Below are 12,237 nucleotides of genomic sequence, written 5' to 3' on the forward strand. Positions count from 1 at the left end.
GCGAAGCCCCGCAACCACAACAGAGGTTTGGAAATAATAGACTTAGTAAGTCGTCAAAATGCTTTTGGAAAAGAAACATGGGCTAATCTATAAGAATTAGCCATTCCCTGGTTGAAAAACCTGGTTAGTTTTGTTCTTTCACCGCCAGCTGTCCACAGGCAGCATCGATGTCTTTGCCTCTGCTTCTTCTGATATTGGTATTTACACCCTGACTTTTCAGGTAATTTGAAAAGGCATCAATTTTATCGCCCTCTGCGTTGAGAAAATCTGCAAACTGGATCGGGTTATATTCAATCAGGTTCACTTTACAAGGTACGTGTTTACAAAACTTAGCCAGTTCCATTGCATCTTCAATCTCATCATTGAAATGATTAAAGACGATATATTCGTAGGTAACCGGGTTTTTGGTTTTAGAGAAATAATATTTTAATGCTTCTTCCAATGCCTTTAATGAGTTTTGTTCATTAATCGGCATGATCTCATTTCTCTTTTTGTCGTTGGCCGCATGAAGAGAAATCGCCAGGTTAAACTTGACACCATCATCACCCAGCTTTTTAATCATCTTTGCAATTCCGGCTGTAGAGACGGTAATGCGTTTGTACGACATGTTTAAACCATCTGGTGAAGTAATGCGGTCGATGGATTTTAATACATTGGCATAGTTCAGCAAGGGTTCGCCCATTCCCATATATACAATATTGGTTAAAGGGGCATTGTAGTTTTTCTTGGCTTGCTGATCAATCAGGACCACCTGATCATAGATCTCATCGGCATTTAGGTTCCGTTTGCGGTCCATATAGCCTGTAGCGCAGAATTTACAAGTCAAGCTACATCCTACCTGAGAACTTACACAGGCAGTCATGCGCTCTTCCATTGGGATTAAAACCCCCTCTACGATGTTTCCATCGTACAGCTTAAAGGTGTTCTTTATCGTATGGTCATTACTGAACTGAGAGTTGTTGACTTCGACTACATTGATCGCGTAATTTTCTGTAAGTTTCTTCCTAAGGTCTTTAGAAAGGTTGCTCATCTCCTCAAAAGTGCGTGCTGATTTCTCCCATAGCCATTGGTAAACCTGTTTGGCGCGGTAAGAAGGTTCCTGCATCGCTATAAAGTGTTGCTGCAGTTGAGGAAGATCCAATGAACGGATGTCTGTTTTTTTTGTAGTCGTAAGCATTTGCTGCAAAGTTACCTAAAAAAAGAATAAGCCAGACAAAATTGATTTTGCTGGCTTAATATTGTATCGATTACCCTCAAATTATGACGGTTAAATTATGTTAACGTTTTGGTCCTCTGCTTTTTCCAGGAGCTCCTGACTTTCCTTTCGAAGGTCTTACCGGTCTTTTGCTTGGTCCGTTGGTCTTATTCCAGTCATTGCCCGAAGCAGATGAAGCACCACGGTATGGGCTTCCTGATTTTTGCTCTGATCTTGGTTTTCCTGAAGATCTTGGGCCGGAAGTATTTTCTCCTGCGGCTCCGGCTCTTGGGCCTCTTGAAGGTCTGCCGGAAGCAGTTTTGCGGTGTGCGGGTTTCTCTTCTGCTTCTTCAACAGGTTTTTTACTCACTCTTTTTGGAGTAGCATCTGCCAAAGAGCTTGACTTCGCAACCAGGTTATAGATTCCGGTTTGTTCCTCCGGAGTCAGTTCTCTCCATTCGCCTACAGGAATTCCTTTAAGGCCAATGTTCATGATCCTTGTGCGTTCCAGTTTGGTCACTTCAAATCCGAAATATTCGCACATTCTTCTGATCTGACGGTTCAGGCCCTGAACAAGGATGATTTTGAAAACAAAAGTACTTTCTTTGGTTACTTTACATTTCTTGGTCATCACACCCAATACAGGAACACCTTTAGCCATGCCGGCAATGAACTGCTCTGTTAGTGGTTTGTTCACGGTAACAACATATTCCTTTTCATGGTTATTTCCGGCACGAAGGATTTTATTTACCAGATCTCCGTTATTGGTCAGGAAAATCAGTCCCTGAGAATCTTTATCCAGACGGCCGATAGGGAAAACGCGGTCACTATGGTTCACATGGTCTACCATATTGCTTTTAACCCCGGCTTCAGTAGTACTGGTGATGCCGACAGGTTTGTTATAAGCGATTAAGATAGAATGATCTACTTCTTTAGGTTCAATCGTTTGACCGTTAACGGTTATGATATCACCAAAAAATACTTTGTCGCCTACCTTGGCTTTGCGGCCATTGATAAATACATTTCCTTGTTCTATATATCTGTCTGCAGCTCTTCTGGAGCACAGACCGCTCTCACTAATGTATTTATTTAATCGGGTAGTAGAATCAGACATAGATATGGGTATAAATTATTTCAGTTTACAAAGAACCGAATTTATACCCATATATGCTATCAAAATATTTTAAAGCTGATGATTCTAGAAATTAACATCGTCAGCACTAGAGCCATAAGAGGCCGGGATAGGGATGTCCAGCAAGCGTAGAAACACGCCTAGTTGTGCCCTGTGGTGGATAATTTGTGAATAAGTATGGCGCACCAACTCTGCTTTCGAGAATTTGGTATAAATTTGCGCTCCGTTTCTTAAAGTCCATTCACCAGACAATAATTCTTCATTTGCTTTTAAAAGATGTGATTTTCCATCTTCCAGCGAAGCTTCAAAAAATGCCATTAGCTCTTCGTTCGTGTTGACTTCCTTTTTTTCGTAAGGTGTTGAAGCAAAATCCAGCTCTTCTGTGGTTACGGCCAGGGTAACCCAGGTTGGCAGTTCTGCGATGTGTGTAGCCAAAACTTTTACGGTCATACTTTTTGGGTGTGGCTGCCAGTCAAATTTGTCTGTAGGTACAATGGCTAACATCTTGCGTGTGGTTTGCGCTTCTTCTTCCAGTTCTTTCAGGAACGTTTTAATCATATCCATAATCTTGTGTTTTGTTTAAATGTGTAGCACAAAGAAAAGAGGGGGCACTGTCAACCCTATGGCAGTCTGTTTTTTTTAATGACCACAAATTCTACCTTTCTGTTGTGTTGCTTCCTGAAGTTTGGGAACATAGCGGTATTCTTATAGCATAAGCGTCCGTACCAAGGTTTTACTTGCTACTTATTTGCTTCTTTTTTGGAAGAAGGTTGCTAGGGCCCTGTAAGGCTTGTAGCCCTGTCAAGCACTATTGTTGTTACATGAAAAATAATTGTAATTTATAAGTAAATGAAGTCAGTGTCCGGCTAGTGTATTGACTTTAATAAAATTTATTGCGTATATTGGTACTATTGAGTATCGGTTTATTAACTTTTATGATTAAACAATTAATCCATTAAATATGGCGAAAGCAGCAAACGGCCCATTAGGGGCCCTAAACGGAAAATTAAACAACCTGGTTTTTTACACGCTAAACGGACAACATATTTGCCGTACCATTGGCGATCCGGGTAAACCAAGTATCCATCAGCTGGCCAACCGCCAGGCGATGTCAGTCACGATGCGTTTGGTGAAGTCAATTACAGAATTTATCAGTGTCAGCTTTGATCTGGAAGCTCAGGGAACAGTTAAAAACGCGCATAATCTGGCCACTTCTTATCTAAAAAAGAAGGCCTTGAAAGGCGAATATCCTAACATTTCCGTGGATTACAGTAAAGTAGAACTGAGTCACGGTACTTTGCCTGGTGCTACAGACTTGAAGATCGAAAAAAGGGAACAAGGAGTACAGGTCAGTTGGAATACTGAGGGACGTTATGATGATATCGTGATGATTTTGCTTTGTCATCCTTTGCAAAAATCAGCGACTTCACGCATTAATGCCAGTCGTAGAGATGCAGGAACCTGCTTTATTGCATTGGAATATGAAGGATACCTGGACGAGCCAATAGAAGCCTATATCTGCTTCAGAGCTGCGGATGGGAAAGAGATTTCAGACAGTGCTTATATCGGAAATTTAAACGGAGCAGCGGAAACTGAAGAAGAGATCGCGGAAAAGCAAAAATATGCCCAGGTAAAGCAACGGTTTGATATTCTGGAAGTCGATTACTTGCAGCAATTGAAAGACAATTGGGGAAATCCCGTCGATAGTAAAGCTTTCCGGAACCTGGAAAAGGAGTATAAGGTGTTAAAGAATAAATTGGAACACCTCCCCGGAAAGCCTGGTTAGAGCAGTTTTAATAATTTACCGGAAGCATCTTCATGTATTCGCTTAAAGGCATGTGTTCTGTTTTCCTGAAAGGGAGATCGGTTTGGCGGACCTTTACAATTCTGGAGACCCGGAAGTCCCGGTATTCTTTGCGCAAATGACACCAAGCTATTAAATGCCAGTTAAAAGCATAGAAGATTAATCCTATGGCTTCGACTTCGCGTTTACTGGCCTCTTTGCTGTTGTTGCTATATTCTATTTCAATAATGCATTGTGCCGATATGGCATTTTGCAAGAGGGAAAGGTATTCAAATTCGTTATTTATGGACTGTGGTAATTGCAGTTTAATGTTGTTGTTCAGAAATTCCAGCTTTTCCTTTTGGGAATTTCTCAAGACGGCCTTTACTTTGTTTAAAGCATTGGTATAATGGTTTAGGATGGATTTATCCGCAAACCCGGCAACCAGTCTTTCCATGATCAGTAAAGCATTTGCTTCTTCTGAATTAAAGGAAACAGGAGGAAGAAAATACCCTTGTACAATGTAATATCCTTTGGGCTGTTCAAAACTGATCGGGATTCCCTGCTCTGCCAAAGCTTTGATGTCGCGGTAAACCGTTCGGACACTAATTTCAAAGCGGTCTGCGATTTGGTCTGCAGTGACGTATTTCTTTGTTTGAAGTAAAAGCAGGATACCAAAAAGTCGGTCAATACGGTTCATGAGGTTTTGTGGATTAGGGCTGATAAAGTTAAGCATCTTATGCTTTTTAATACGCTAAATGTAAAAAGGAATTTAAAAGACTGTTTACTTTTTGAAGCGCCTGTTTGTGCTGAAATGAAATTTAAAGTTAGCTTATTTTATAGTATAGATATTTATTGTATAATAGCTGTATTTGTGCCGTTGGAAATCAATTGGTCTAAATTAACGCTATGGCTAAGTCTGGTTTTATGATGAGCTCGTCAAAAAATTTACTGTGCCCGATGAGGCGGTTATGAATAAGATTTAGGATAGAGATCTTGCCGAATTGTATGGTGTTGAAACCAAGGTATTAAAGCAAGCCGTGAGACGTAATATTGCCCGTTTTCCGGAAGACTTTATGTTTTTTGAAATGACAAAAGAAGAGCTGGAAAATTGGAGGTCACAAATTGTGACCTCCAAAGAAGATCGTCAAGGATTGCGTTATATGCCGTTCTGTTTTACAGAACAGGGGAATAAATATTTGCCGTTTTCGTATTCTCTAAACTTTTAAGGAGAAATGTCTTTTCTTTGTGATTATGGTTTCCTACATTTCTGCCTCCTACATATATCCTGTATCTGCCGCCCCTTTGAAAGACGGGGTGATAGCCATTGATTCCAACGGTTTAATTAAAGAAATTTTAACTGCGGCTGAAGCGGCGTCGAAAGGAATTACAGACATTACCTATTATAAGGGAGCATTGGTTCCTGGTTTTGTCAATACCCATTGCCACCTGGAGCTTTCTCATCTGAAAGGTAAAATCGCTAAACATACCGGACTTCCCGGATTTGTAGAACAGGTGATCCGACAAAGGCAGGCAGACGAGGCAGAAGTCATCGCTGCTATGGAAGAAGCCGATCGGAAGATGTATGAAAATGGGATTGTGGCGGTAGGAGATATTTCCAATAAACTCATCTCAAAAGAAGTGAAGGAGATCAGCGGGATTCATTACCATACCTTTATTGAGGCAATGGGTTTCAATCCAGTCAAAGCGGAAGAAATTATCAAAGCTGCAGCTGAATTGAAGCATGCGTTCAAACCTTTATCGGCTTCGATCGTTCCGCATGCTCCTTATTCTGTTTCTGATGAATTGTTTCAACAGATTCGTATAGAAGGGGAAAAGAACCATGACCTGATCAGCATCCATAATCAGGAAACTCCCGATGAGAATGCTTTTTTTGAAGGTAAAACAGGAAGTTTTTTAAAGCTCTATCAGTTTCTCGGACTGAACATTGACTTTTTTGAGGCGACAGGAAAAACTTCTTTAATTTCTTACTTACCTAAACTTTCAACTACACAAAAAACACTGTTGGTCCACAATACTTTTACCAGTAAGGCTGACCTTGATTTTGCTTCAGCTCATCACCCGTCCTTATACTGGTGCTTATGTCCGAATGCAAACTTATATATAGAAGATAAACTGCCGGAGTTAAAACGCTTGCAGGATGCAAACGTTAAAATTACGCTCGGTACTGATAGTCTGGCGAGCAATGATCAGTTGAGCATCATTGAAGAAATGAAAACCTTACAGGATCATTTTAAAATCTCTTTTGAGGAGCTCCTGAAATGGGCTACATGGAATGGCGCGGCATTCTTAGGAATTGAAGATCAATTTGGTAGTTTAGCTGTTGGAAAAACACCTGGTATTGTCCTGTTGGAAACTGTGGATAACTATGTGGATAACTATGTGGATATCCTGATAACTGGCAAAATTAAAAGAATAGCTTAGTAGATATGTCGAACAGAATTACAACCTTATTTAAGATACAATATCCTGTTATTCAGGCTGGAATGATTTGGTGCAGTGGTTGGAGACTCGCTTCTGCGGTTTCTAATGCTGGTGGATTGGGAATTCTTGGCGCAGGATCCATGTATCCGGAAGTGTTGAGAACTCATATCCGTAAATGCAAAAAGGCCACTTCAAAACCCTTTGGAGTAAACGTCCCGTTGCTTTATCCCAATGTGGAAGAAATCATGAACATCATTGTGGAGGAAGGGGTAAAGATTGTCTTCAGTTCTGCGGGAAATCCTGCGAGCTGGACGGGCTTTTTGAAGGAAAAAGGAATTACAGTAGTGCATGTCATTGCCAACACGAAATTCGCTTTAAAAGCGGAGGCTTGTGGAGTTGATGCGATCGTTGCAGAAGGTTTTGAAGCCGGAGGGCACAATGGCAGGGAAGAAACGACGACCTTATGTTTAATTCCTATGGTGAAGGATCAGGTGAAAATTCCGGTGATTGCTGCCGGAGGAATCGGAAGTGGCCGGGCCATGCTTGCTGCCCTTGCTTTAGGCGCTGAGGGCGTACAGATCGGATCGGCATTTGCGGTAGCAGAGGAATCTTCTGCGCATCCGGATTTTAAAAACCGGATCATTGGTGCTGCAGAAGGAGATACTAAATTGAGAATGAAAAAATTAGTGCCGGTCAGGCTGCTCAAAAATACTTTTGACGAAACCATTGCTCAGGCAGAAGCCGAGGGTGCAGATGCAGAAACATTGAAACAGCTTTTAGGGCGTGCCCGCGCGAAATTAGGTATGTTTGAAGGAAATTTAGAAGAAGGGGAGCTGGAAATCGGACAGGTATCCGCTATGTTAAAGGGAATTAAGCCCGCTGCAACCATTCTCAATGAGATTTTGCAGGAGTTTTCAACAGAGAAACAGCGCATCAGTTCACTGGAATTTTAAGCCGATTAAAAATAATATTTGAATTATAAATGAAACACATCAAGATAAGAATTACCGGAAAAGTGCAGGGTGTATCTTTCAGGGCAACCACAAAAGCAATCGCAGATCAGATGGGCGTCCGTGGAATGATAAGAAATGAGAAAGATGGTAGTGTATATATGGAAGCAGAAGGTGATGATACTTCACTGGAGGTTTTTCAGGAATGGTGCAATGAAGGGCCGGACAGGGCAAAGATCGAAAATGTAGAAGTGACTTCAGGGGAACTGAAGAACTACCGTAATTTTGAAATCATCAAAAAGTAGCACGTGTCTGTAATTAAAAAGTTCCTCGGCCAGACGGCAATTTATGGTTTAAGTACCGTATTTTCCAGGCTGTTTAGTTTTATCCTGACCCCAATCTACACGGGCAAATTTGCGGCGGGTACTTATGGGATCATGACGACCCTCTTTGCCTATGCCTCGATGATTAATGCGGTATTGGCCTTTGGAATGGAGAGTACCTATTTCAGGTATCTGAACAAACATGAAGACAGAAAACAGGAAGTTTACAATAACTCCTTTTTGTGTGTTGCCTTTATTTCCGTTTTGTTCCTGATCACCGGTCTGGTTTTTTCCAATGTAATTACCCATTACCTGACAGATGATCCCAAAAAACTGGACGACTATAGAAAATATGTACAGTACTTCCTGTGGATCTTGTTTACGGATGCGATATGTGTCATCCCGTTTGCCAGACTAAGGGCAGATGATAAAGCCTTCAAATATAGTCTGATTAAGTTTTTGAATATTGGGTGTTTTGTGGGGCTTAACCTCGTGTTCATTTATACCATTCCTTTTATCATCAAGCATCAATGGCCTTTGTCAGAATGGTTGAATTCCTGGTTTCGCGGAACCTGGCTTGGGTATATATTTATAGCAAACCTTGCGGCAAGTGTCCTGACTTTTCTGATGTTATTGCCTCAGTTCTTAAAGATTCAGCTGAAATTTGATAAAGAATTGTTCGGAAAAATGTTTTCTTATTCCTGGCCGATTCTGGTAGCAAACCTTTCTTTTATCGTCAATGAAAATCTGGATAAGGTGGTCCTGAGCTGGCTATTGCCAGAGAAAATTGCGGATCATGAAGTCGGGGTGTATGGTGCCGTTTGTAAGATTGCTGTATTTATCAGCATTTTTATTACGGCTTTCCGGCTGGGTGCGGAGCCTTTCTTCTTCAGTCATGCAAAGAATGCAAATGCGAAAAAGACTTATGCTGCCATTCTACATTATTTTGTAATTGCATTGGCCATTATGTTTGTTGGCCTGGTCGCCAATATCGAAATCCTGAAATATTTTATCCGTAAAGAGGAATACTGGGTCGGTCTTCCGGCAGTTCCCTTTTTGTTGTTTGGGTATGTTTGTCTGGGAATTTATATGAACCTTTCCATCTGGTACCGGCTGTCGGATCAGACCCGTTTTGGGCTGTATATCTCCGTCATCGGCGCGCTGATTACCATTGCGCTGAACTTTGTACTCATTCCCAGATTCAGCTATATGGGCTCTGCATGGGTGTCTATGCTGGCTTATGCGGTAATGATGGTGATTTCCTATGTCCTTGGACAAAAATATTACCCCATTCCTTATAACCTGAAAAGGATTCTGAGTTACCTGATCATCTCGGTAATCCTGGTGATTTTATCTTTCTGGGTGTTTAACAGAAATATTTATATTGGAAATGCTATGCTGCTCGTTTTCATAGCGGGTATTGCTTACCTTGAAAAGGACGACCTGAAAGCGATCCTACTTAAAAAATAAAAAGATTAACAACAATATATACAACAATGAAGATTAATATCATTAACAATTCCGGACATGCCTTGCCTCAATATGAAACTGCTCATGCTGCGGGGATGGACATGCGTGCTTTTACAGAAACTGAAATTACCATTAAACCTTTACAGCGTGTTTTGATTCCAACAGGTTTGCATATTGAATTGCCTGTAGGTTTTGAAGCACAGATTCGCCCGCGTAGTGGATTGGCTTATAAACATGGCATCAGTATTGTGAATTCTCCGGGAACGATTGATGCAGATTACCGTGGAGAGATTAAAGTATTGTTAGTAAACCTTTCCGATACTGATTTTGTCGTAAATAACGGCGATAGGATTGCACAGATGGTGATTGCCAAACATGAAACCATTTCATGGGAAGCGGTGGAAGAGCTAAGCGACACTGCACGTGGTGCAGGTGGGTACGGACACACCGGAAAATAAAAAACAAAAAAATGAAGCAAAGGTCTCTTTTACTGCCATTACTTTTTGCAGGCCTGTCGGCGGTAGCACAACAGCCTGTAAATCCGGTATTGGATAGCAATGCAGTAAAAAACCTTTTTTTTGCCGGCCTGAGAGAAAAGCTGAATGAGAATTATAGCAAGGCCGGTGAAAGCTTTAATAAAATATTAGCCATAGACCCGAACAATGCAGCAGTGCATTACGAAATCGCGAACCTGAACTATCGGCAGAATAAGCTGGAAGAAGCAGAGGCTTCGATTAAAAAATCGGTCGCACTGGATGCCAACAACCTTTGGTACTGGAAGCTCCTGGCCGAATTGTATAAACGTAAAGGGAATATGGAAGGACTGGTGACGGTCTTTACACAGATGATCCGGTTGTCGCCGGAGAATGATGCTTATTATTTTGACAAGTCTAATGCTTACCTTTTAATGGGTAAGACAGAAGAGGCGCTAAAAGGTTATGAGCTTCTGGAGCAAAAATTCGGCCCTTCAAAAGCGCTGACCCAGGCCCGTCAAAGGATCACCCTGGGAACTGGAAAAACAGCAACGAAACAGGAAGTCGACAAGATTCTTGCGGAAGGGCAGGATGACGTTAAAGGGCTATTGGAAATGAGTGAGTCCCTGATGGAAAAAGGACAACATGAAACTGCTTTGCCCTTACTCCTGAAGGCAAAAACAGTAGCTCCTGAAGATTATGAAGTAGATTTGGCACTTGCCGATTATTACCGGAATTCTAAAAACAGTACCGCTGCAGGTCAGTCATTGAGGACGGCTTTTGCCAATTCGGGAATGCCGGCAGAAAGAAAGATCAAGATTGTAATGATGCTGGCTGGAGGTGCAGCCAGAAATAAAGCCAGGATGCAGGAGGCCGGAGAGCTGGCGAAGATCATGGTCGAGTCCAATCCCTCGGATCCCAAGGCCCAGGCCTTATATGGAGATGTGCTGTACCAACAGGGAAACCTTTCGGCAGCATTGGAGCAGTATCAGTCTGTGTTAAAAAAGACGGAAGATTTATATGCAGTTTGGGAGCAGGTCTTAAATATTCAGACGAGTCTGGGATTATATAAAGAGGCGGTGAAAACCGGAGATGCTGCCCTGGGAATCTATCCCAATCAGGCCATCATTTATTACTATACCGCTTTTGCTTTGCACCGAGACAACCAGAACGCGGCAGCAATGAGCAATATCAAAACGGCTTTACAGCTGGATGGAGAGAATAAAGATCTTCAGGCCTTGATTCTGGGATTACAGGGTGAAATCCTGATCGATGAACAGAAATTTTCTGAAGCCAATACCGCTTTCGATAAGGCGGTAGCGCTTGCACCAACAAATTACCTGTTGCTGAATAACTATGCTTTTTACCTCGCCCTGCGAAACCAACACCTTGCTAAAGCGGAAGCATTGATTGCTAAAGCGGCGGCCGCAATGCCGGGGAATCCTTCTGTGGCGGATACCTATGCACTGGTGTTACTCAAACTGGAAAAATACGATCAGGCTAAAATCTGGGCAGAGCAGGCTTTGCAGAATAATGGGGCCAAAAACGGACTTTACCTGGAGCATTATGGCGACATTCTGTTCTTAAAAGGAGAAAAAGAGCTGGCATTGGTCCAATGGCAAAAAGCAAAGGAAGCGGGAAATGACGCTGCAATATTAAACCGAAAGATCAATGAAAAGAAATATATCAAATAAAGTACTGCTGCTGACATTGCTGGCCTTTATGTTGACTGCCTGTAAAACAAAAAAGAAAGTCGTGGTCGTGGTACCACCGGCGACGGATTCTGTAGTGGTTGATCGTAAAAAGTCGGAAACCTTACAACTGTTGCGGCAGAAGGATGTTGCTTTTACGAGTTTATCGTTAAAAGGAAAAGCAATTCTGGACATCAACGGGGCTTCGAATAATGTCAATATGAACATTCGCATCAGAAAAGATGAGGGCATTTGGGTAAGTGTTACCGGATTGATGGGAATTGAAGGTGCCCGTGCGCTGATTACCCCGGACAGCATCAAGGTGCTGAATAAATTACAAGGGGTATACCTGAAGAAGCCGTTTAATTATGTACACCGCTTTTCGAATAAACAGGTGAACTTTAAAATGCTTCAGGCGATCTTATCGGGAAATACCATCGGCGAACTCATGACGGAAAGTTCCGACCTGCAATTGGAAAATGGAGTTTGGGTGTTGCAGGGGGAGCAGGCAGAGCTGGGTTACCGCGTTTTGTTCAATACCTTACTGAAGGTTTCAGAGAGCAACCTGAACGACTTGAAGTCATGGAAAGCCTTAAAGGTTGTTTACGGAGATTATCAAAATATGAACGGTGCTTTATTCCCTACAACTTTAAGTATCAATTCGATGGCGGGCACGCAGAAGATCAATCTTAAACTGGACTTTTCAAAAGTAGAAAGCAATGTTCCGGTGGAATTTCCGTTTAATGTTCCAGGTAAGTATGAAGTAATAAACTGA

At 41.9% G+C, this 12,237-nt stretch carries 13 protein-coding genes; 9 read left to right on the forward strand and 4 right to left on the reverse strand.

Features of this window, described 5'->3' with window-relative positions:
• Window positions 1–124 precede the first annotated feature (124 nt).
• The 3 genes from rlmN to AAFF35_RS00375 form a co-directional block, all read right to left on the reverse strand.
• Entirely contained in the window at window positions 125–1,177 is a 1,053-nt protein-coding gene (gene rlmN / locus AAFF35_RS00365) for a 23S rRNA (adenine(2503)-C(2))-methyltransferase RlmN (protein ID WP_342330368.1), read from the reverse strand.
• 100 nt (window positions 1,178–1,277) lie between these two features.
• Window positions 1,278–2,309 (reverse strand): 23S rRNA pseudouridine(2604) synthase RluF, encoded by a 1,032-nt coding sequence (gene rluF, locus AAFF35_RS00370; RefSeq protein ID WP_342330369.1) that lies wholly within the window; start codon window positions 2,307–2,309, stop codon window positions 1,278–1,280.
• 84 nt (window positions 2,310–2,393) lie between these two features.
• Window positions 2,394–2,891, reverse strand: a complete 498-nt coding sequence (locus AAFF35_RS00375) for a DinB family protein (protein WP_342330370.1) — start codon at window positions 2,889–2,891, stop codon at window positions 2,394–2,396.
• Between the two features lie 397 nt (window positions 2,892–3,288).
• Here AAFF35_RS00375 and AAFF35_RS00380 point away from each other — a divergent pair, with 397 nt between their 5' ends.
• Window positions 3,289–4,113 carry a DUF6266 family protein gene (locus AAFF35_RS00380; RefSeq protein ID WP_342330371.1) on the forward strand — a complete coding sequence of 275 codons (825 nt, stop codon included), beginning with the start codon at window positions 3,289–3,291 and terminating at the stop codon, window positions 4,111–4,113.
• Window positions 4,114–4,120: 7 nt separating this feature from the next.
• Here the strand turns inward: AAFF35_RS00380 and AAFF35_RS00385 are convergent, their stop codons facing one another.
• On the reverse strand, window positions 4,121–4,846 hold the full coding sequence (locus tag AAFF35_RS00385) for a YafY family protein (protein WP_342330372.1): 726 nt from the start codon (window positions 4,844–4,846) through the stop codon (window positions 4,121–4,123).
• A 304-nt stretch (window positions 4,847–5,150) separates the two neighbouring features.
• Between AAFF35_RS00385 and AAFF35_RS00390 the strand changes: the two genes are divergently transcribed.
• The 8 genes from AAFF35_RS00390 to AAFF35_RS00425 are packed head-to-tail and all read left to right on the forward strand — an operon-like array spanning window position 5,151 to window position 12,237.
• Window positions 5,151–5,339 carry an ORF6N domain-containing protein gene (locus AAFF35_RS00390; RefSeq protein WP_342330373.1) on the forward strand — a complete coding sequence of 63 codons (189 nt, stop codon included), beginning with the start codon at window positions 5,151–5,153 and terminating at the stop codon, window positions 5,337–5,339.
• A gap of 25 nt (window positions 5,340–5,364) precedes the next feature.
• Window positions 5,365–6,555, forward strand: a complete 1,191-nt coding sequence (locus AAFF35_RS00395; RefSeq protein WP_342330374.1) for an amidohydrolase family protein — start codon at window positions 5,365–5,367, stop codon at window positions 6,553–6,555.
• Between the two features lie 5 nt (window positions 6,556–6,560).
• Entirely contained in the window at window positions 6,561–7,508 is a 948-nt protein-coding gene (locus AAFF35_RS00400) for a nitronate monooxygenase (RefSeq protein ID WP_342330375.1), read from the forward strand.
• A 29-nt stretch (window positions 7,509–7,537) separates the two neighbouring features.
• Complete coding sequence (locus AAFF35_RS00405) at window positions 7,538–7,810, forward strand: acylphosphatase (RefSeq protein WP_124585438.1); 273 nt, start codon at window positions 7,538–7,540, stop codon at window positions 7,808–7,810.
• 3 nt (window positions 7,811–7,813) lie between these two features.
• The gene (locus AAFF35_RS00410) at window positions 7,814–9,298 is read left to right on the forward strand and encodes a polysaccharide biosynthesis C-terminal domain-containing protein (RefSeq protein WP_342330376.1); all 1,485 of its coding nucleotides are present in this window, start codon (window positions 7,814–7,816) and stop codon (window positions 9,296–9,298) included.
• Window positions 9,299–9,324: 26 nt separating this feature from the next.
• Window positions 9,325–9,756, forward strand: a complete 432-nt coding sequence (gene dut, locus AAFF35_RS00415; RefSeq protein ID WP_124585434.1) for a dUTP diphosphatase — start codon at window positions 9,325–9,327, stop codon at window positions 9,754–9,756.
• A gap of 11 nt (window positions 9,757–9,767) precedes the next feature.
• Window positions 9,768–11,465 (forward strand): tetratricopeptide repeat protein, encoded by a 1,698-nt coding sequence (locus AAFF35_RS00420; RefSeq protein ID WP_342330377.1) that lies wholly within the window; start codon window positions 9,768–9,770, stop codon window positions 11,463–11,465.
• Window positions 11,443–12,237, forward strand: coding sequence for a DUF4292 domain-containing protein (locus AAFF35_RS00425; protein WP_342330378.1), 795 nt, complete (start codon window positions 11,443–11,445; stop codon window positions 12,235–12,237). Before AAFF35_RS00420 ends, AAFF35_RS00425 begins: the two co-directional genes overlap by 23 nt.

The sequence above is a fragment of the Pedobacter sp. FW305-3-2-15-E-R2A2 genome (assembly GCF_038446955.1).
Lineage (GTDB): Bacteria > Bacteroidota > Bacteroidia > Sphingobacteriales > Sphingobacteriaceae > Pedobacter.

What these genes read in the sequence shown, in the direction of transcription:
- rlmN (WP_342330368.1), bottom strand. Translation starts at nt 1,177, where the DNA reads ATGCTTACGACTACAAAAAAAACAGACATCCGTTCATTGGATCTTCCT.
- rluF (WP_342330369.1), bottom strand. Translation starts at nt 2,309, where the DNA reads ATGTCTGATTCTACTACCCGATTAAATAAATACATTAGTGAGAGCGGT.
- AAFF35_RS00375 (WP_342330370.1), bottom strand. Translation starts at nt 2,891, where the DNA reads ATGGATATGATTAAAACGTTCCTGAAAGAACTGGAAGAAGAAGCGCAA.
- AAFF35_RS00380 (WP_342330371.1), top strand. Translation starts at nt 3,289, where the DNA reads ATGGCGAAAGCAGCAAACGGCCCATTAGGGGCCCTAAACGGAAAATTA.
- AAFF35_RS00385 (WP_342330372.1), bottom strand. Translation starts at nt 4,846, where the DNA reads ATGCTTAACTTTATCAGCCCTAATCCACAAAACCTCATGAACCGTATT.
- AAFF35_RS00395 (WP_342330374.1), top strand. Translation starts at nt 5,365, where the DNA reads ATGGTTTCCTACATTTCTGCCTCCTACATATATCCTGTATCTGCCGCC.
- AAFF35_RS00400 (WP_342330375.1), top strand. Translation starts at nt 6,561, where the DNA reads ATGTCGAACAGAATTACAACCTTATTTAAGATACAATATCCTGTTATT.
- AAFF35_RS00405 (WP_124585438.1), top strand. Translation starts at nt 7,538, where the DNA reads ATGAAACACATCAAGATAAGAATTACCGGAAAAGTGCAGGGTGTATCT.
- dut (WP_124585434.1), top strand. Translation starts at nt 9,325, where the DNA reads ATGAAGATTAATATCATTAACAATTCCGGACATGCCTTGCCTCAATAT.
- AAFF35_RS00420 (WP_342330377.1), top strand. Translation starts at nt 9,768, where the DNA reads ATGAAGCAAAGGTCTCTTTTACTGCCATTACTTTTTGCAGGCCTGTCG.
- AAFF35_RS00425 (WP_342330378.1), top strand. Translation starts at nt 11,443, where the DNA reads ATGAAAAGAAATATATCAAATAAAGTACTGCTGCTGACATTGCTGGCC.